Annotated in this window: 15 protein-coding genes; 9 read left to right on the forward strand and 6 right to left on the reverse strand. The window is 65.8% G+C overall.

Annotation, left to right across the window (positions count from 1 at the left end):
- Positions 1-11: 11 nt before the first annotated feature.
- Both BRAGE_RS0113565 and BRAGE_RS0113570 read right to left on the reverse strand, forming a co-directional pair.
- Entirely contained in the window at positions 12-1,268 is a 1,257-nt protein-coding gene (locus tag BRAGE_RS0113565; RefSeq protein ID WP_027559445.1) for a hypothetical protein, read from the reverse strand.
- A gap of 108 nt (positions 1,269-1,376) precedes the next feature.
- Positions 1,377-2,783 (reverse strand): PLP-dependent aminotransferase family protein, encoded by a 1,407-nt coding sequence (locus BRAGE_RS0113570; protein ID WP_027559444.1) that lies wholly within the window; start codon positions 2,781-2,783, stop codon positions 1,377-1,379.
- Positions 2,784-2,901: 118 nt separating this feature from the next.
- Between BRAGE_RS0113570 and BRAGE_RS0113575 the strand changes: the two genes are divergently transcribed.
- Together BRAGE_RS0113575 and BRAGE_RS0113580 are read left to right on the forward strand one after the other, a co-directional pair.
- A complete protein-coding gene (locus BRAGE_RS0113575) occupies positions 2,902-3,363 on the forward strand; it encodes a carboxymuconolactone decarboxylase family protein (RefSeq protein ID WP_027559443.1) in 462 nt (153 codons plus the stop codon).
- A 49-nt stretch (positions 3,364-3,412) separates the two neighbouring features.
- On the forward strand, positions 3,413-4,051 hold the full coding sequence (locus BRAGE_RS0113580; RefSeq protein WP_027559442.1) for an HD domain-containing protein: 639 nt from the start codon (positions 3,413-3,415) through the stop codon (positions 4,049-4,051).
- A gap of 12 nt (positions 4,052-4,063) precedes the next feature.
- Here BRAGE_RS0113580 and BRAGE_RS0113585 read toward each other — a convergent pair whose 3' ends face one another.
- From BRAGE_RS0113585 to BRAGE_RS0113600, 4 genes are all read right to left on the reverse strand, one after another.
- A complete protein-coding gene (locus BRAGE_RS0113585; protein WP_035731196.1) occupies positions 4,064-5,374 on the reverse strand; it encodes an MFS transporter in 1,311 nt (436 codons plus the stop codon).
- Between the two features lie 173 nt (positions 5,375-5,547).
- Positions 5,548-6,879, reverse strand: coding sequence for a hypothetical protein (locus BRAGE_RS0113590; RefSeq protein ID WP_141263034.1), 1,332 nt, complete (start codon positions 6,877-6,879; stop codon positions 5,548-5,550).
- A gap of 106 nt (positions 6,880-6,985) precedes the next feature.
- Entirely contained in the window at positions 6,986-7,234 is a 249-nt protein-coding gene (locus tag BRAGE_RS0113595; protein WP_027559439.1) for a DUF3551 domain-containing protein, read from the reverse strand.
- Position 7,235: 1 nt separating this feature from the next.
- On the reverse strand, positions 7,236-7,538 hold the full coding sequence (locus BRAGE_RS0113600) for a DUF3551 domain-containing protein (protein ID WP_027559438.1): 303 nt from the start codon (positions 7,536-7,538) through the stop codon (positions 7,236-7,238).
- Between the two features lie 253 nt (positions 7,539-7,791).
- Between BRAGE_RS0113600 and BRAGE_RS0113605 the strand changes: the two genes are divergently transcribed.
- The 7 genes from BRAGE_RS0113605 (at position 7,792) to tsf (ending at position 18,919) form a co-directional block, all read left to right on the forward strand.
- Positions 7,792-8,511, forward strand: coding sequence for an outer membrane protein (locus BRAGE_RS0113605; protein WP_027559437.1), 720 nt, complete (start codon positions 7,792-7,794; stop codon positions 8,509-8,511).
- 455 nt (positions 8,512-8,966) lie between these two features.
- A complete protein-coding gene (gene dnaE / locus BRAGE_RS0113615; RefSeq protein ID WP_027559436.1) occupies positions 8,967-12,470 on the forward strand; it encodes a DNA polymerase III subunit alpha in 3,504 nt (1,167 codons plus the stop codon).
- A gap of 107 nt (positions 12,471-12,577) precedes the next feature.
- The gene (locus BRAGE_RS0113620) at positions 12,578-13,105 is read left to right on the forward strand and encodes a DUF2846 domain-containing protein (protein ID WP_051377869.1); all 528 of its coding nucleotides are present in this window, start codon (positions 12,578-12,580) and stop codon (positions 13,103-13,105) included.
- Between the two features lie 59 nt (positions 13,106-13,164).
- Positions 13,165-13,905: a carbonic anhydrase gene (locus tag BRAGE_RS0113625; RefSeq protein WP_027559434.1), complete on the forward strand. Its 741-nt coding sequence runs from the start codon at positions 13,165-13,167 to the stop codon at positions 13,903-13,905.
- Between the two features lie 179 nt (positions 13,906-14,084).
- Positions 14,085-16,535, forward strand: a complete 2,451-nt coding sequence (locus tag BRAGE_RS0113630; RefSeq protein WP_027559433.1) for a caspase family protein — start codon at positions 14,085-14,087, stop codon at positions 16,533-16,535.
- Positions 16,536-16,867: 332 nt separating this feature from the next.
- Positions 16,868-17,863 carry a 30S ribosomal protein S2 gene (locus BRAGE_RS0113635; RefSeq protein WP_027559432.1) on the forward strand — a complete coding sequence of 332 codons (996 nt, stop codon included), beginning with the start codon at positions 16,868-16,870 and terminating at the stop codon, positions 17,861-17,863.
- A 132-nt stretch (positions 17,864-17,995) separates the two neighbouring features.
- On the forward strand, positions 17,996-18,919 hold the full coding sequence (gene tsf, locus BRAGE_RS0113640; protein ID WP_027559431.1) for a translation elongation factor Ts: 924 nt from the start codon (positions 17,996-17,998) through the stop codon (positions 18,917-18,919).
- Positions 18,920-18,952: the final 33 nt, after the last annotated feature.

Raw genomic sequence — 18,952 nt, forward strand, 5'->3', positions numbered from 1 at the left:
GGGGCTTCCACCTATTGCGCCGGCGCGGCCGCCGGTTTGGCGCCGGCGCCCGGCGGAATTGCCGGCCAGGGACTCTTCGGCTTGGCCGCCACCGACGAACACGCCGTCACAAGCCGTGGCCACATGGGCGCCAGGCCTGTCAGGTCGATGGCTAGTCCTGTCGTGTCGGTCTTTTCGTCCGGCATGGTCGTGGTTTGACGGACATGCAGCGAGCGAGATGCCAGTATCGTCGAGACCATGTCGCGGTCGACGCTGCCACTCCACATTTCGTACTTCCCGGCGTTTACAGGAGACCCTCCCGCCTCCTTGCTCGGGTCGGCATCCGCCGTCATCGATATCGTGCTTTTGCCGGTGCTCGCCTTGTCGATGTCACCCGCGAACATCAGCGGCACGCGATTCCTGCTTTCGCAATACATGCGCCACTCCATCGTCCGGAATGACGAGCCGTTTTCTGTCTTCGTCACGGCGATCTTGCTGATGAAGGGCCGTGCCCCCGTCTCCAGCCTCCACGTCCCCTCGGCAAAGGGCCGCGTGTCGATCCCGAAACGATAGAGCTCGGCGCGCGTCAGCACGTGCAGGTTTTCGTAGGTTACGGTCCGGATGAGGTCATCGAGCTCGCGGCTGATCCCCATCGCCGCAATGAACGCGGCGCGGACGCGTTCGGCAGTCGCCATCCGGCGCTGCCTGATTTCTGCGAGCACCTCCGGAGGCGGTTCTCTTTGAATGTTGAGGACGAGCCGGGAGTTATGGACCGCCAGCACCGCATCGGGCGCCACCTCGCGCGATGTCGCTCCGAGAAACAGGTAACCGCAGGCCGAGTTGCACATCGCATGGTAGGTGGTGAGCTGGGCCTCGATCTCGCCGCCTGCAGTCTTCAGCTTCAGGCACTCAGCGTCCACCTGCGTCTCCGCGGCGCACGCGGTCACGATGGTTCGGCCGACCCGGGCGACCGCCTTGCGGCTGCGCAGCAGCCGCCCGATGAGATAGGATTGCTCCACGTTGCCGCCGGGTGAATGGAGGTAGATCGGACGCTGCGTATCCTTGACAGCGGCCAGGAAGTGGCGAACGCGCGCTGCGGCGTTTTCGTCGATCTTGCCCTCGATGGCGATCCAGCGGTCGCAGCCCGGCCCGCACGCGTCCGGCGCTCCCCTGGCAAGATAAATCGTCAACGTGGGCGCAAATCCGGCCTTCTCAGCCGCTGTTTCTTCGGCGTGCAATGCGCAGGGAAGCGACAGTGAAGCCACGAGAAACAGGATACGGGCAAGCATGTGATGGGGCACGCGGGGAACGGTTGTCGCCGATATTACGTGAGGGCCGGCTTACTTACAACTTTCGGTGACGTCATTGCTCTGCTTTGGCGACAATGGCCGGATCGGTCATACTTGGCGTTCGATGATCTCGAATAGCTTCTCGCAGGACGCCTCGATGCGCTTTTGTGGAGATGTGGCGATACCCAGCAGCAGTCCCGGCCGCGCCGATGCCTCGGACGCATACCACAGCGACAGCGGCGTAGGCGCCAGTCCGAACGATGCCGCTTCCCTGGCGATGGAGAGGTCGGATGTTCCGTTCGGCAGGCGCAGGACGGCGGCCAATCCTGCAAGTGCGACATTGGCGGTGCGGGCGCGGAGCAGTTTCAGCAACGTATCGGCTTGCGCTGCGTAGGCCCGCTTGGTGCGTCGAAGATGCCGCAGATAATGACCCTCGCGGATGAAATCGGCCATCGCCAGCTGCACCGCGGGCCCGGGCGCCGGCGCAAGGCAGGCTGCGGCTTCGGCAAAGCGCGAGGCGAGAGCTGTGGGCGCAACGACAAAGCCGAGCCGTAACGTCGGCGTCACGGTCTTGCTGAAGGAGCCGATGTGAATGACGCGGCCGGCGCGGTCGAGCGAGGCGAGCGCCGGCGTGGCGCGGCCCTTGAGCTGGAGCTCGCTGAGATAGTCGTCCTCGATCACCCACGCCTTGCCCTGTGCGGCCCAGTCGAGCAGACGCGCGCGTCGTTCCAGCGAGAGCGTCGATCCGAGTGGCGCCTGCTGCCCTGGCGTCACGACGGCCAGCGCAGCGTCAGGGGCATGTTGCAGCCCATAAGTGACGTCGATGCCATCCGCATCGACCGGGATCGGCACGACCGATAACCGCGCCAGCTCGAGGCCGTGGCGGGTGAACGGGAAGCCCGGGTCCTCCATCCACACCTTCTCCTGCTCGAGGCCGAGCACCCGGAGCGCGAGGCCAAGGCCGCCGCTGAAACCGCCGGTGATGACGATCTGGGACGGCGCGCACGCGATTCCGCGTGCCAGCGCAAGGTAGGCCGCGATCTCGCGCCGCAACTCCAGCTCGCCGCGCGGATCCGGATAGATCGCCGGCGCGCTCATTTCGACGCGAACCGCCTGTGCGCGGATCCTCGCCAGCAGCGTTGCAGGCAAGATTGCCTGGCCGGGCACGCCCATCTGGAAGAAGGCCGGCCCCGCGGTGAGCTCGCGGTACATTTCCATGAACGAGCCGGGGTCCGGGGCCTTGTCCTGCCGAACGGGGAAGGAGAGCCGATCGGCGACATGCGTTCCGGTCGCGCGGCCGGCGACGATCAGCTGGGCGGAGGAGAGCTTTTCATAGGCCGAACGCACGGTGCCGCGCGCGACGCCAAGCTGGGCGGCGAGGTCCTGCCAGGAGGGCAGACGGGCGCCCGGCGCGAGCACGCCGTTCTCGATAGCGGCCCTGATCCCGTTGTGGATCTGCTCTGCCAGCGGCGTCCTGGCGGACCGATCGAGCTCCAGCCGCAGCGGTTTGGTCATGCCCCTTGGTACACGATTTTTGTGCGTTCTTGGTGCTTTTCCTTGGACCACGGCAGGGGCACCTAGGGAGGGAGAAAAAGGGCCAGGCCCTCACGAATGATCATCAAGGAGCAAGACAATGACTGGGCGCCTCGACTACGACCGCATCGCACCGGCAGGCGTGAAAGCGTTGGGCGGCGTCTACGGCTACATCATGCAGAGCGATCTTCCCGCGGGCTTGTTCAACCTCGTCTATCTGCGCGTGTCGCAGATCAACAACTGCGCCTACTGCCTCGATCTGCACATGCGCGATCTGCTCAAGAGCGGGGTGAAGATCGAAAAGCTCGCCCTGCTGCAGGCGTGGCCGGAAGCCGGTGATCTCTTCGACGCGCGCGAGCGCGCGGCTCTGGCATGGGCCGAGACGGTGACGCGCGTTGCGGATACCGGCGTGCCGGATCAGGCCTATGAGGCCGCCCGGACGGTGTTCGAGGAGCGCGAGCTCGTCGATCTCACCATCGCGATCGGCCTGATGAACACGTACAACCGCATGGCGATCAGCTTCCGCAAGACGCCGCGGGCCGTGGCGGAAAAGGCGGCCTGACGGCCGCGAGCGCCATCGATCGACCTTGGTGCAAAGCAGGAACTTGAAGATGACGAGCATGATCTCCGGCGTGAAGATTCCCGACAGCAAGCTGGCGCGCGAGGCAACCGAACTGGTGCGCAGTTACGAGGACGAGATGCTGTTCAACCATTCTGTTCGCGTCTACGTGTTCGGCGCGATGAAGGGAGAGCGTCAAAAGCTGAAATTCGACTCTGAGCTGCTCTATGTCGCGGCGCTGTTCCACGATCTCGGCCTGGTCGATCACTACCATACGCAGACCAAGCGGTTCGAGGTCGACGGTGCGGATGCCGCGCGTGACTTCCTCCGGGCGCGCGACATCGGCGAGGCGCAAGCCGATCTGGTGTGGGAGGCGATCGCGCTGCACACCACTCCCGGCATTCCGCAATATATGCGGCCGGAGATCGCGCTCACCAACGCGGGAGTGCTGGTGGACGTCGTCGGCGTTGGGTTCGACGAGTATACGCCGGAGCAGCGCGAGCAGGTGATATCAGCGTTTCCGCGCGGCGATTTCAAGAACGAGTTCCTGAAGGTGCAGACCTGCTCAGCGCTGAAGAAGCCGCAGACCACGTTCGGGACGGTGAACTTCGACTACATCGAGGATCACGATCCCTCCTTCCGCAAGCCGAACGCGTGCACGCGCATCCGCAACACGCCCTGGCCAAGCTGAGCCGAAGTCGCGCTATGCGACCGGATCCTTTGCACGGCTGCAGTGATCCGGCGCAAGCGGTGGCGCCGGTCGTGCTGGAGCCAAGGGCGAGGTCAAGGGCGGGGTATTGACCACGACCGGCGCAGACTTGGCGTCTCGCCAGGCGACGATCCAGATCAGGAAACCGAGCAGCGCAAGCACGGCGCCGACGGGCCCGGTCGAGGTCCAGCCCAGCCCCTCGCGAATGGCGAGGCCGCCGAGGAAGGGACCGAGCGCATTGGCGGTGTTGAACGCCGAATGGTTCAGCGCGGCAGCGAGCGCCTGTGCATCGCCCGCCACGTCCATCAGCCGGGTCTGGAGGATGGCGCCGAGCGAGACGCTGGCGCCGATCGCGAAGACGTCCGCCGCGAGCAGCCAGGGATTGCCGGCGGCCAGCGGAAACAGCAGCAGCGCGACCGCAGCGAACAGCAGGATCACGCCCGCCGTCGGCATCAAGGCGCGGTCGGCGAAGCGCGGCACGAACAGATTGCCGAGCGTGGCGCCGATACCGAATATCGCGAGAAAGAACGGGATCACGGCAGGGCTGACCCTGGTGACCTCGATCAATGTCGTCGCCAGATAGGTGTAGACGGCAAACATGCCGCCAAAGCCAATGGCGCCGATCGCCAGCGTGATCCAGACGCGTCCGCTTCGGAGTGCACCGAGCTCGCGCAGCGGGTCGGACTTGCCGGCCTGGTCGCGCGGCGCGAACAGCGCGCAAAGCAACACCGTCAGCAACGCCAGCACAGAGACGAGACCAAAACTCGCGCGCCAGCCGACCGCCTGGCCGATCAGATTGGCCAGCGGCACGCCGATGATCGTGGCTATGGTGAGGCCAAGCATGACCTGGCCGATCGCCTGGGAGCGGCGATGCTGGGGAACGAGCGAGGCCGCGACCAGCGCAGCGATGCCGAAATAGGCACCATGCGGCAGCCCCGAGAGGAAGCGTGCCGCGATCATCCAGCCGAAGCCAGGTGCCAGCGCGGTGAGAGCGTTGCCGAGCGCGAACACGGCCATCAGCACCAATAGCTGCGTGCGCCGCGCGAAGCGTGCGCCAGCTACGGCAATCAGCGGTGCGCCCAGCACCACGCCGAGCGCATAGGCGCTGATCGCGTGTCCTGCGGCCGGCTCGTCGATATGGAGGTCGGCGGCGAAGAACGGCAGCAGGCTCATCGACGCGAATTCGGTGGTTCCGATCGCAAAGCCGCCCATTGCGAGCGAGAACAGGATGACGGCGAGGTGAGGGGGCGCGGAAGCCGAGGATGAGTTCGCGCGGGGCGAGGTCGCGGAGTGCGAGGTCGTCATGTGTCCTGCATTGGTGGCGTCAACGGGAACCAGCCCAGCGAACGTCACCATCCCTGCAAGATTTGTCCGTTGAACTTAAACCCGGATCAGCCCGCGTCAACACTACGGCTGCAATGCGGAGCCTGCCGCATAGCTGCATCCCGGTTTGGGCGTGGCCATTCCGCGCCCGAGCATCATTGCGCGCGGGAATCGAAAGCATAGAGCGCGGTCGAGCCTTCGATATAGTCGTGTATCCATATGCCGCGGTCTCCTCCAAGGAAGCCGATGGCGTCCACCGGTCCCGATCCCGGCGGGCGGATGCGCTGCACGACCTTTCCATCGCTCATGGAAACCAAGGCAATTGCAGCGGGCGCATCGGTGCCTTCGTACGGAAGTCCGACGAGCGCATAGCGCCCATCCTCGCTGATTGCCGGATTTGGATAAAAGCCGGGCCGGTTGACTGTGGCCCGAACGTCCCAGAGCTGATGCCCCGTGTCGAGATCGTACAGCGCCGCAACGACGCTTTCGACCGGCTTGCAGGCTGGCGAGAGAGGTCTTCTACGAAAAGGGGGGCCTGTCTCGACATCGACGGTGCCAGCGTCGCAGCGGAGCCGCGCGACCAGGAGGCGGGATCCGTCGCGCGAGATGACCATCTTGTTGTGGCGCTCACCGCGATCGGGATACGGGCTGGCGAGAATGTGAGGCGGTTCGCCCTGCGTCCACACGACCCACTGGTCGAGCGCGCTCAACAGAGCGCGCAACTTGCCGTTTTGCAGCCTTGTGACCGCGGCGTTGTTGACGTTAGCGATGTAGTAGGCGTCCTTGAGGCCCTTGAAGACATCGAACGGAAGCGTGTCCAGCACAGCGGCGCGTTTTGCATCGATCATTGCGAATGTTGGATGTCTATCGTGGCGCTGCGGCTGATATGACGGGCCTCTTGCACCGAAATAGGCGAGGGCCAGTCCGTCGCCGCCCGCCCACAACAGGCCGTCCAGCGGACCCGCCTCGTGACGAGGTGGATCAAACAGTCGGATGCTGCCGTCTTCAAGCGAGATGAACAGGGGTTGCAGGCCTGAGCCGGAAATTCCGCCGGGGCCGATCTCTTCCCGTGTTGCGGTCCAGATGCCCGATGAATCGGACGCCCATCCATAAGCCGGGATAGAATTGTTGGCCCCGCCGAACTGCCACAACGCGCCCATGTTCAATGCGTAGCTGCTCCAGCCATCCTGCGTATCCAGCCGCGCGACATGCAAGAGCTTGCGTTCCACCGCGAAGTGGCTGCCGCCCTGAAGGTACATGATGGCGCGACCATCCGGCGACACCATCGAGAGCTGCCTGAAATCGATTTGCATCCTTTGATGAAACAATTTTGCGAGCCTGAGCGGGCCCGGACCCACCGGTGCAGCATCCTGCGTTTGGCTGGCTGGATCGTTACCATTTATCCGCTCGACAGCGCCGACCGTCAGCAGCGAGCCGAGATACGAGATGATGGCACAAAGGGCTGAGGCGATGAGCTGGCGTCGCATGACCGCATCCTCGGGCACAAACGTTAAGGGGCTCCAACGTAACTCATTCAAAGGCCGTCATCGCACGTCCTGATGCGCCTAAACGTTGAGGATGACGCAAGCTACCCTAATTGGCGCGTCTCGACCGCCGAGCAGGTTTTGCCTGAGTGAAATACGGGTTCACGACGCAGCTCGCCGAACGTCCGACGGCGAGAAACTTGCACTGCTCGAGCGAGGCGTAGCGGCAATCGAAATAGCCGACCTGACCGTAGATCTGCATGCAGACGGGATAGCTCGGATCATAAGTCTGCGCGCGCGCAGGCGTGCTCATGAAGAGCGCGCTGATCGCAACGAGCGCAAGGGATGTGCGGCGCATCTCAGCGCGACGAGAAATAGCCCGGCGTGAATGTGCGCGGTCGGTTCTGATACGCATAGGGATCATCGCTCTGGCCTGCGAAGTAGGGATTGGCGATGCAGGTCAGCGCGCGGCCCGATGCGCTTGCCTGACACTGCGCGTAGCTGTCGAACCTGCAATTGCTCAGTCCCGGCCATTCGTCGCCCGTGAGGCAGAACGCATGATTGGTTCCGAACGCGCGCGCGGGCGTGCTTGCGTCGAGCGCGAATGTGGCGAGAGCGAGCGAGAATGTGGCGACAATGGGGAGAGTAGTTCGTCCACGCATTTCAATTCTCCAATCACGTGTTTGTGCGCGCGACTTCGTTACGCGCGCACGCGATGAATGTCGTGTAGTCGACATTGGAACTCGTGAAAACACTTGTTTCAAAGGGTTTCCCGCGCGCGCTGCTAAACATGCATTAACGTAGCAAGGGCCTTTGGCTCTCACTGTGGCGTCGAGGTTACAGCAATTCTGTCGATCACTGCTATGACGACAACACGGCCCGGGGGCCTACTGAAGAAACTGGAACGGGAATCAAATGAAAAAGAATCTGTTGCTTGCCGCTGTGAGCCTCGTCGCGCTCAGCGCGACTGCGCCGGCGCTGGCTGCTGATCTCGCTGCGCGTCCTTACACCAAGGCGCCCGCGATGGTCGCGACGATCTATGACTGGAGCGGCTTCTACATCGGTATCAACGGCGGCGGCGGTTCCTCGCATGCGACCTGGGATTTCGTCGGCGTCGGCCGCGAAGGCTCGCACGATGCGACCGGCGGCACGGTCGGTGGCCAGGTCGGCTATCGCTGGCAGTCCGGCCAGTGGGTGTTCGGCGTTGAAGGCCAGGGCAACTGGGCCGACTTCTCCGGCGACAACGCCAGCGCGCTGTTCGCCACCCGCAACCGCACCAAGATCGACGCGTTCGGTCTGATCACCGGCCAGGTCGGCTACGCCTGGAACAACGTGCTCATCTACGTCAAGGGTGGTGCGGCTGTGGTCAGCGACAAGTACGAGATCTTCGCGCTCGGTGGTCCGCTGCTCGCTTCGACCAGCGACACCCGCTGGGGTGGCACGGTCGGTGCCGGCCTCGAATACGGCTTCGCTCCGAACTGGTCGGTTGGCGTCGAGTACAACCACATCTTCCTGTCGGGCAAGGACGTCACCTTCGCTGGCTTCGCCGGCTCCGAGCACATCAAGCAGGACGTCGACATGGGTCTCGTCCGCCTGAACTACAAGTTCGGCGGCCCGCTCATCGGCCGTTACTAAGATACAGTCGCTTCGCAGGAAGTGATCGTCGAAAGCCCCGGCCTTGCGCCGGGGCTTTTTTATTGCGTGAATTCAGCAAGTTAACCATTGCGTTTTGCGGTGGCTGAGATGGCTTGACTCCAGGGAACGAAAGGAGAACAATGTTCTTCATACGTTCTAGTGATGGAGCCAGCCATGTTCAGGATTTTCGTGGAAGAAGCCGCCGCACTCGCCTCGATCACGCTGTTCGTCGGGATGATCGCGATCTGGGCGCAGGTGATTCCGCAGCTCTGATTCCCAGTTCTCGGCAGGCCCGGTTGGGGAAAAGCGGGACGACGCGGCGGATCGGCCGGTCCGGCGTGGACTCTCGCGGCGCGACACCCCACCATTGTGAGGCGAGTCGGCCGGGCAAGTGCATGATGCCTTGAGGAGCCGGCAACCGCTCCATCCCATCTGCAAGAGGCCGTCACGCGACCATGCCGAGCGCCGGATTTGTCCACCTTCACGTTCACTCGGCCTATTCGCTGCTCAAGGGCTCGATCAAGATCGCCAAGCTCGCCGAGCTTGCGAAGAAAGACCACCAGCCGGCGCTGGCGCTGACCGATACCGACAATCTGTTCGGGGCGCTGGAGTTCTCCGACAAGATGGCGGGCTCCGGCATCCAGCCGATCGTCGGCCTGGAACTGGCGATCGATTTCGGCGACCAGGACCCGACCGCGCGCAACGCGATGGGGCCCTCGCGCGTGGTGCTGCTGGCGGCGCAGGAGCGCGGCTATCGCAGCCTGATGCGGCTGAACTCGCGCGCGTTCCTCGAATCGCCCGACAGCCATGCCCCGTTCATCAAGTTCGACTGGTTCGACGGCGAGACCGAGGGCCTGATCGCGCTGACGGGCGGACCGGACGGGCCGATCTCGCTGGCGCTGGCCGGCGGCATGGCCGAGCTCGCCGCGACGCGCTGCGAGCGTCTGGCCAATCTGTTCGGCGACCGCCTCTATATCGAATTGCAGCGCCACAACGTCGACAAGGAGCGGCGCATCGAGGGCGGCTTGATCGACATCGCCTATGCGAAGGGCTTGCCGCTGGTTGCGACCAACGAGCCGTATTTCGCCGCGACCGACGATTACGAGGCGCATGACGCGCTGCTCTGCATCGCCGGCGGCCGGCTGATCGCCGAGACCGATCGCGTCCAGCTCACGCCGGATCATCGCTTCAAGACCCGCGCCGAGATGGCGGTGCTGTTTGCCGACATTCCGGAGGCGCTGGCCTCGACGGTCGAGATCGCCGAGCGCTGCTCGTTCCGCCCGATGACGCGCAAGCCGATCCTGCCGTTCTTCACCGTCGGCGCCGCCGCCAGCTCCGATGCCGCCGCGGTCGAGGCCGCCGAATTGAAGCGCCAGGCGGAGGAGGGGCTCGCCAACCGCCTGCGCGTCCATGGCCTGTCGCAGGGCACCACGGAGGAGGACTACAGCAAGCGCCTGGCGTTCGAGCTCGACGTCATCATGCGCATGAAGTACGCGGGCTACTTCCTGATCGTGTCCGACTTCATCAAATGGGCCAAGGCGCACGGCATTCCGGTCGGGCCGGGCCGCGGCTCCGGCGCCGGCTCACTGGTGGCGTGGGCGCTGACCATCACCGACCTCGACCCGATCAAGTTCGGCCTGCTGTTCGAGCGCTTCCTCAATCCGGAACGCGTCTCGATGCCGGACTTCGACATCGACTTCTGCCAGGACCGCCGCGGCGAGGTGATCAAGTACGTGCAGGAGCGCTACGGCCGCGACCAGGTCGCGCAGATCATCACCTTCGGTACGCTGCAGGCGCGCGGCGTGCTGCGCGACGTCGGCCGCGTCTTGCAGATGCCCTATGGCCAGGTCGACAAGCTGACAAAACTGGTGCCGCAGAATCCGGCGGCGCCCGTGACGCTGGCCGCCGCGATCGAGAGCGAGCCGAAGCTCCAGGCGTTCCGCGACGAAGACCCGGTGGTGGCGCGCGCCTTCGACATCGCCCAGCGCCTCGAAGGCCTGACCCGCCACGCCTCGACCCATGCGGCCGGCATCGTGATCGGCGATCGCCCGTTGAGCGAACTCGTGCCGATGTACCGTGATCCGAAGTCGGATATGCCGGTGACCCAGTTCAACATGAAATGGGTCGAGCCTGCGGGCCTCGTCAAGTTCGACTTCCTCGGCCTGAAGACGCTGACCGTGCTCGACGTCGCGTGCAAGCTGCTCAAGCCGCGCGACATCCATGTCGATCTCGCCACGCTGCCGATCGACGATGCCGAGAGTTACCAGATGCTGGCGCGCGGCGAGGTGGTCGGCGTGTTCCAGGTTGAAAGCCAGGGCATGCGCCGCGCGCTGGTCGACATGCGCCCCGACCGTTTCGAGGACATCATCGCGCTGGTCGCGCTCTACCGACCGGGCCCGATGGCGAACATCCCGACCTATTGCTCGCGCAAGCACGGCGACGAGGAGCCGGAATATCTGCACCCCGTGCTGGAGCCGATCCTGAAGGAGACCTTCGGCGTCATCATCTACCAGGAACAGGTGATGCAGATCGCGCAGGTGATGTCGGGCTATTCGCTCGGCGACGCCGACCTCCTGCGCCGCGCCATGGGCAAGAAGATCCGCGCCGAGATGGACAAGCAGCGCGACATCTTCGTCGCGGGCGCGGTGAAGAATGGCGTGCCGAAGGGGCAGGCCGAGACCATCTTCGAGCTGCTCGCCAAGTTCGCCGACTACGGCTTCAACAAGAGCCACGCGGCGGCCTATGCGCTGGTGTCCTACCACACCGCCTATATGAAGGCGCATTATCCCGTGGAGTTCATCGCGGCGTCGATGACGCTCGATCTCAACAACACGGACAAGCTCTCCGAATTCCGCTCCGAGGCGCAGCGCCTCGGTATCAAGGTCGAGCCGCCGAACATCAACCGCTCCGGCGCGACCTTCGAGGTCGGCGACAAGGTCATCTACTATGCGCTCGCCGCGCTCAAAGGCGTCGGCATCCAGGCGATCGAACAGATCATCGAGGAGCGCACTAGGCGGGGACTGTTCACCTCGCTCGCCGACTTCGCCGCGCGGGTCATTCCGCGCGCGATCAACAAGCGCATCATCGAGAGTTTAGCTGCCGCCGGCGCCTTCGACACGCTGGAGCCGAACCGCGCCCGCGTCTTTGCCGGTGCGGACGCGATCCTGGCCGCCTGCCAGCGTTCGCATCAGGCCGAGACGATCGGCCAGAACGACATGTTCGGCATGTCGGCTGACGCGCCGACCATCATGCTGCCGCAGATCGAGCCCTGGCTGCCGGCCGAGCGGCTGCGCCGCGAGTATGACGCGATCGGCTTCTTCCTGTCCGGACATCCGCTCGACGATTACGCCACCGTGCTCAAGCGCCTGCGGGTGCAGTCATGGGCCGAGTTCTCGCGCGCGGTGAAGACGGGCGCCACCGCCGGCAAGGTCGCTGCGACCGTGGTGTCGCGCATGGAGCGGCGCACCAAGACCGGCAACAAGATGGGCATCATGGGGCTGTCCGATCCCACCGGCCATTTCGAGGCGGTGCTGTTCTCGGAGGGCCTTGCGCAATATCGCGACGTGCTGGAGCCGGGCGCGGCCGTGCTGCTTCAACTCGGCGCGGAATTGCAGGGCGAGGACGTTCGCGCCCGCGTGCTGCATGCCGAGCCGCTCGATGACGCCGCCGCGAAGACGCAGAAGGGCCTGCGCATCTTCCTGCGCGACACCAAGCCGCTGGAGTCGATCGCCAAGCGTCTCGCCGGCCCCGAGATGGCGGCCAGCAACGGTGCCGCGCCGAAGATCGGCAGCCCCGGCATCGCACCGCGCTCCAATGGCGACGGCGAGGTCTCGCTGGTGATGATGCTCGACCTCGAGACCGAGGTCGAGATGAAGCTGCCCGGCCGCTTCAAGGTCTCGCCGCAGATCGCCGGTGCGATCAAGGCGGTCGCGGGCGTCGTGGACGTGCAGCAGCTCTAGCCGCGCGCCGCTGTGGCGGGCGGGCCTTGCGAGGTTGTCATACCGGCTTGGTTGCAACCTTTCGCTGTTTCCGGCTAGCATGCCCCGGGGAATGAGCTGGGGTTGTCATGCTGCGATTGGGCGTGCTGTTGCTTGCCGTTGGTGCCGTGCTTGCCGGATGCGTGAGCGATCAGGTCGGGACCGATTTTGCATCGGTGTCGCAAAAGATCGGTCCGCCGCGCGCGGGACAGTCGCGCGTGGTTTTCTTGCAGGACAAGCGGCAAGGCCTGAGCATGGCGCTCTGCGCCTGCGAGGTGAAGCTCGACGGGGCGCCGCTCGGGAAAGTCATCGCCGGCAAATACGCCTATGCCGATCGTCCGGCCGGCCGTCACGAATTGCTGGTCACCGAAGCGCTATTCCCGGGCGACACCAAGCGAGAGATCGTGATGGAATCCGGCCGCACGCATTTTTACCTCATCAAGAGCAGTCCCCGGCATGACGCCGCGACCGGCGGAGCGGTGCTCGGCGGACTGATCGGGCTTGCGGCCGTGTCCGTCGCGACGGCTGGAGAGGCGAACCCGGGACCGGCCGAGCTGGTCCTGCTCGACGAGGCGACCGCACGAACCAAGCTCGCCGAGTTGCAAGCCGTGGACTAAGATGCGGTGTGCCCGCCTCTCTGCTTCGACGAAGGCGGCTCGGTGCGGAGGAACAAAGCATGTGCGAGACCTGCGTTCGTGATCGCAATGTCCACAGCGGGCCTTCGCGGAGATCGCTCATCCACTCGAGCGTCGCCGCCCTCGGCCTGGCCTTTGCCGGCAAAGCGCTGGCCAAGGAGACCAAGCCGCCGCCGAAACCGCAGAACGTGCTTTCGCCCGACGCTTCGTTGAAGCGTCTGATGCAGGGCAATGCACGCTACGTTGACGGCGTGGCGCGGCGTCACGATTTCAAGCACGAGCGCGAAGCGCTGGCGGGCGGCCAGAACCCGTTTGCGGCCGTGCTGAGCTGCGCCGATTCGCGCATCGCGCCGGAATACGCCTTCGACACCGGCCGCGGCGATCTCTTCGTGTGCCGCGTCGCCGGCAATTTTGCCGGCACCGAGACCATCGCCAGCATGGAATACGCCGTCGCCGTGCTCAACACGCCGCTGATCCTCGTGCTTGGCCATGAGGCCTGCGGCGCGATCGATGCGACGCTGAAGGCGATCAAGGACAACACGTCGCCGCCGGGACACATCCCCTCGCTGGTCGATGCGATCGCGCCTGCCGCCAAGGCCGCGATGCAGCAGGGCGGGGAGGTGCTCGACCATGCGATCCGGCAGAACGTGATCGACAATGTCGCCAAGCTGAAATCGGCGGCACCGATCCTCAATGTGGCCGTGGAGCAGGGCAAGCTGAAGGTCGTGGGCGGCATCTACCGGCTCACGACGGGGACGGTCGACGTGATCGCGCAGGGCTGAGCAAGCGGGCTCGCGCCGTCTTTGCCGATGCGAAGCTTGCGCGGGCCTGACACCGGCGTTTGACGTTGGCTGGGCGCCATGCCACCGCCTCAATCCGGGCATCTCGTTCAAGCGCCATTCAGCCAGCCGCGCGTCTGATGCGCGCTGGCACTTCAACGACAAAGCCGGGCAAGCAAGCCATGCGTGGGACGCTCAGAGCCTTCATCTGCCTTCTCCTGCCGCTCGCGGTCCTTGCCGCGGGCGCGCCGGATCAGGCGCGCGCACAGCAGCCGGAAAAGCGCATCGCACTCGTGGTCGGCAACGGCGCGTATGCCAAATCGCCACTGGCGACGACCGCAAACGATGCCGGCCTGATCGCGCAGACGCTGCAGGCGGCGGGCTTCGACGTGGTCGGCGCGCGCGATCTCGATGGCGACACGCTGCGCAAGAGCTTTCGCGATTTCATCCAGAAGGCCCAGGCCTCCGGCCCCGGCACCGTCGCGATGATCTATCTGGCCGGTTACGGCGTGCAGCTTGCGGGCGAGAACTATTTCATCCCGGTCGATTCCAACATCAGCCGCGACACCGACATTCCGACCGAAGCCTTGCGCATCAGCGACTATGTGCGCCAGCTCGCGTCGATCCAGCTCAAGGCCAACATCGTTGTGCTCGATGCGGCCCGCGCCCAGCCCTTCATCGAAGGCGGCCAGCCGATCGCCAGCGGCCTGGCGCTGGTCGAGCCCGAGGCGAACATGCTGATCGCCTTCAACGCTGCGCCCGGCACGGTCGCGCCGGAGGAGCCGGGGCCGTACGGCATCTATGCGCAGTCGCTGGCCGAGATGATCCGCACTGGCGGGCTGGCGCTTCCCGACGTGTTCGACCGTGTCCGCCTGCGCGTCAACGAATCCTCCAAGGGCGCGCAGGTGCCCTGGAACGAGCAGAAGATCTCCTCGCAGTTCTCGTTCTTCGAGCGCGGGCCCGATGCGCCGCCGCCGGCGGTTGCGCCCGACCAGGTCGCCGCGATCCGGAGCAAGCCGATGCGTGATCTCGGCGTGCAGGATGCCTATGCCGCCGCGCTCGCACGCGACACGCTGCCGGCTTATGAGGAGTTTCTCGGGGCCTATCCCGGCGATCCCTTGTCGAAGCGCGTGATGGCGATCGTGGCGGCGCGCCGCGAGGCGATCACCTGGCGGCGGAGTTATCGCGCCGACACGCCGGATGCCTATTGGTCCTATCTGCGCCGCTATCCGCGCGGGCCGCATGCCGGCGACGCACAGCGCAGGCTTGCGATCCTGACTGCGCCGCTCGAGCCGCCGCCGAGCTTCGCCATGCTGGATTACGACGTGCCGCCGCCGCCGCCGGAGGAGGTGGTCTATGTCGACCGTCCGGTGCTGTACTTCAGCGACCCCGATTTCGGCTTCGCACCGCCACCGCCGCCGCCGGTCTATTATCTGCCGCCGCCGCCGCCGGATTTCGTCGTGCTGCCGCCGCCGCTGCCGGTGGTCGGGCTGTTCGTGCTGCCGCAGCCGGTGTTCGTGCCGATCCCGGTGTTCGTCCGCCCGCCGATCTATGTCGCGCCGCCGCCGAACAACATCATCTACCAGAACATCCACAACACGACCGTCATCAACACCGTGATCAATCGCCCGCTGGCGCCGCCGCCGGGATTCAGCCCCGGAGCGGCAAGCCTTGCGCCGGCGGTGGCCGGTCGCGCCAACCCCGCAGGCGCGGCGGTGCCGCAGGCCGTCGCCCAGCGCGCCGCTTTGATCCAGCAGGGCAAGGCGCCGATGCCGCAGAGCGCGACGATGCGGCCGATGGCAAGGCCGGGTACGCCCCCGGCGACACCGGCGAATGTCGCCCCGAGCGCAGCACCAGCCGCCGCGCCGCCGGCCAGATTGCCCCAGGCCAACACGCTGCCGGTTCCCGGAGCCCAGGGCGGTCCGCCCGCGCCGCCGGCGGGGGCCGGGTCTCTACCTGGTGGCAAGCCCGCGCCGACCGCGGCTGCACCCGGCACGACAGCGCCGGAGCATCCGGGGGCGCCGACCGCCACGGCTCCCGGCACAACGCCGCCGACCCATCCCGGTGCGCCAACGACAACCGCTCCAGCCGCTGCACTCGCGCCGAGCAACCCGACGGCTGCACCTGGTCAGCCGCCCAAGCCGCCAGCTGCGGGAGTGCCGCCCGGAACCGGGCCTGCGGATCGCGCAAAGTCCGCAACCCGCGAGCCGGCCGGCTTGCCGCCGCCGGCTGCCGGCACATCGGCACGCCCGGCGGGACGACCGGCCGCGCCGCCACCCTCCGCTGCGCGCGAGCCGGTCAGGCCGCAGCATGCTCCGTCGGCGGCACCAGCGCAGGTGACCCGGCCCTCGGCGCCAGCACCGCGGCCCCAGGCTGTGGCGAGACCGACGCCTCCGCCAGCAGCCGCCGCGCGCCCGGCACCACCGCCTCCGCCGCGCGTCGCATCGCCTCCGCCGGCCCGGGTGGCTCCGCCGGTCGCGGCTGCGCGGCCTGCGCCGCCGCCACCGGCAGCCCGGCCGGCGCCCCCGCCACCACCCCGGATGGCCGTTGCCCCGCCACCGCGGCCGGCCGCGCCGCATCCTGCGGCACCAGCGGCCGCCAAGAAGTGCCCGCCCAACCAGCCGAAGTGCTAAAGCGCGATGAGACTAGGATGGATCGTCATCGCGCTTTAGGTTGTTGTTTGAGCATGATCTTTTCGGAAAACCGCTGCGCACTTTGCGCTAACGCGGCCCTCCGGGTCCGGATCATGCTTTAGGGCAGGGCGGAGGCCTCACGGAAACAGCCTTCGGCGGGCGAAAACCGCCCCCGAATGGCCCTTATTTCCTTGCTTCTGGCCGAAATGGCGCTATATAGCGCGCCATCTCACACGGAAACATGGCTCACAAGGCCGTCCGGTGGCAACCGGGGCGAGAACGCTCCGTTTTGCTCACACGTTTCCGGAGGAACCAACCGGAGAATTAGAACGATGGCACTACCCGATTTCACTATGCGTCAGCTGCTCGAAGCTGGCGTGCACTTTGGTCACCAGTCTCACCGCTGGAATCCGAAAATGGCTCCCTTCATTTTCGGCACCCGCAACAACATCCACATCGTCGATCTCGCCCAGACCGTGCCGATGCTGCACCAGGCCCTCCAGGCCGTCAGCGACACGGTTGCCAAGGGCGGCCGCATCCTGTTCGTCGGCACCAAGCGCCAGGCGCAGGACGGCGTTGCCGATGCTGCCAAGCGCTGCGCGCAGTATTTCGTCAATTCGCGCTGGCTCGGCGGCACGCTGACCAACTGGAAGACGATCTCGGCCTCGATCAAGCGTCTGCGTCATCTCGACGACGTGCTCTCGGGCGGTGAAGCCAATTCCTACACGAAGAAGGAGCGCCTGACGCTTCAGCGCGAGCGCGACAAGCTCGACCGCTCGCTCGGCGGCATCAAGGACATGGGCGGTCTGCCCGACCTGATCTTCGTGATCGACACCAACAAGGAAGACATCGCGATCCAGGAGGCCCAGCGCCTCAACATCCCGGTCGCCGCGATCGTCGACACCAATTCGGATCCGAAGGGCATCACCTATGTGGTGCCGGGCAATGACGACGCCGGCCGCGCCATTTCGCTGTACTGCGACCTGATCGCGCGTGCGGCGATCGACGGCATCTCGCGCGCCCAGGGCGATTCGGGCATCGACATCGGCGCCTCCGCCCGTCCGCTCGCCGAAGAGCTGCCGGCCCCGTCCTCGAGCGGCTTCCAGGGCCTTGCCGGTCCGCGCGGCACGGCCGACGACCTCAAGAAACTCCCGGGCGTGTCGGGTGCGATCGAGAAGAAGTTCAACGACCTCGGCATCTTCCACTACTGGCAGCTCGCCGAGCTCGACCACGACACCGCGCACACGATCGGCGAAGAAGTCGGTCTGCCGAGCCGCGCGGATGCCTGGGTGGCCAAGGCCAAGGCGCTGACCGCGGAAGCGGAATAATCAGAGCGATCGGTTGGCCGGATCGGATCCGGCCACCATTTCATTCAGTTGACGCGAATTCCTGAGATGGACCGCGGCGGGGCAATTGGAGCCACGCCGCGGCAAACCGGCAGGCAAGAAGGATTTTCAACGATGGCAACGATCACTGCTGCGATGGTCAAGGATCTGCGCGAGTCCACCGGCGCGGGCATGATGGACTGCAAGGCCGCGCTGACCGAGAACGACGGCAACATGGAAGCGGCGCAGGATTGGCTGCGCAAGAAGGGCCTGTCGAAGGCCGCCAAGAAGTCCGGCCGCGTCGCCGCCGAGGGTCTGATCGGCGCGCTCACCAAGGGCACCAAGGGCGTCGTGGTCGAGGTCAACTCCGAGACAGACTTCGTGGCTCGCAACGGCCAGTTCCAGGGCCTGGTCAAGATGATCGCCCAGGTTGCCTTCGACGCCGGCGCCGATGTCGAGAAGATCAAGGCCGCCAAGGTCGGCGACGTCACCATCGAAGCCGCGATCAATGACGCGATCGCCACCATCGGCGAGAACATGACGCTGCGCCGTGCCGCGGCGCTTGAAGTCAGCCAGGGCGTGGTGTCGCACTACGTCCACGGTGCCGTCATCGACGGCGCCGGCAAGATGGGCGTGATCGTGGCGCTGGAATCGCCCGGCAAGGCCGACGAGCTCGCAGCGCTCGGCCGCCAGATCGCGATGCATGTCGCCGCCGCCAACCCGCTGGCGCTCGATCCGTCCGGCCTCGATCCGGCGGTCGTCAAGCGCGAGAAGGACGTGCTCGCCGACAAGTACCGCCAGCAGGGCAAGCCGGAGAACGTGATCGAGAAGATCGTCGAGTCCGGCCTCAAGACCTACTACAAGGAAGTCTGCCTGCTCGAGCAGGCCTTCATCCACGACACCGGCAAGTCGGTGGCGCAGGCGGTGAAAGAAGCCGAAGGCAAGGTCGGCGGCGCTGTGAAGATCGCCGGCTTTGTGCGCTATGCTCTCGGTGAGGGAATCGAGAAGCAGGAAAGCGACTTCGCAGCCGAGGTCGCGGCGGCCAGCGGCAAGAAGTAAGCGCCGGAACGTTCCTTCCGGCGTGCCGCCGGA

It is taken from the genome of Bradyrhizobium genosp. SA-4 str. CB756 (assembly GCF_000473125.1).
Taxonomy (GTDB): domain Bacteria; phylum Pseudomonadota; class Alphaproteobacteria; order Rhizobiales; family Xanthobacteraceae; genus Bradyrhizobium; species Bradyrhizobium arachidis.

Bases quoted from the DNA above. Each gene is read 5' to 3' on its own strand.
- BRAGE_RS0113570 (WP_027559444.1), bottom strand. From the start codon at position 2,783: ATGACCAAACCGCTGCGGCTGGAGCTCGATCGGTCCGCCAGGACGCCG.
- BRAGE_RS0113635 (WP_027559432.1), top strand. From the start codon at position 16,868: ATGGCACTACCCGATTTCACTATGCGTCAGCTGCTCGAAGCTGGCGTG.
- BRAGE_RS0113565 (WP_027559445.1), bottom strand. From the start codon at position 1,268: ATGCTTGCCCGTATCCTGTTTCTCGTGGCTTCACTGTCGCTTCCCTGC.
- BRAGE_RS0113620 (WP_051377869.1), top strand. From the start codon at position 12,578: ATGCTGCGATTGGGCGTGCTGTTGCTTGCCGTTGGTGCCGTGCTTGCC.
- BRAGE_RS0113600 (WP_027559438.1), bottom strand. From the start codon at position 7,538: ATGCGTGGACGAACTACTCTCCCCATTGTCGCCACATTCTCGCTCGCT.
- BRAGE_RS0113575 (WP_027559443.1), top strand. From the start codon at position 2,902: ATGACTGGGCGCCTCGACTACGACCGCATCGCACCGGCAGGCGTGAAA.
- BRAGE_RS0113605 (WP_027559437.1), top strand. From the start codon at position 7,792: ATGAAAAAGAATCTGTTGCTTGCCGCTGTGAGCCTCGTCGCGCTCAGC.
- BRAGE_RS0113625 (WP_027559434.1), top strand. From the start codon at position 13,165: ATGTGCGAGACCTGCGTTCGTGATCGCAATGTCCACAGCGGGCCTTCG.
- dnaE (WP_027559436.1), top strand. From the start codon at position 8,967: ATGCCGAGCGCCGGATTTGTCCACCTTCACGTTCACTCGGCCTATTCG.
- BRAGE_RS0113595 (WP_027559439.1), bottom strand. From the start codon at position 7,234: ATGCGCCGCACATCCCTTGCGCTCGTTGCGATCAGCGCGCTCTTCATG.
- BRAGE_RS0113630 (WP_027559433.1), top strand. From the start codon at position 14,085: ATGCGTGGGACGCTCAGAGCCTTCATCTGCCTTCTCCTGCCGCTCGCG.
- BRAGE_RS0113580 (WP_027559442.1), top strand. From the start codon at position 3,413: ATGACGAGCATGATCTCCGGCGTGAAGATTCCCGACAGCAAGCTGGCG.
- BRAGE_RS0113585 (WP_035731196.1), bottom strand. From the start codon at position 5,374: ATGACGACCTCGCACTCCGCGACCTCGCCCCGCGCGAACTCATCCTCG.
- BRAGE_RS0113590 (WP_141263034.1), bottom strand. From the start codon at position 6,879: ATGCGACGCCAGCTCATCGCCTCAGCCCTTTGTGCCATCATCTCGTAT.
- tsf (WP_027559431.1), top strand. From the start codon at position 17,996: ATGGCAACGATCACTGCTGCGATGGTCAAGGATCTGCGCGAGTCCACC.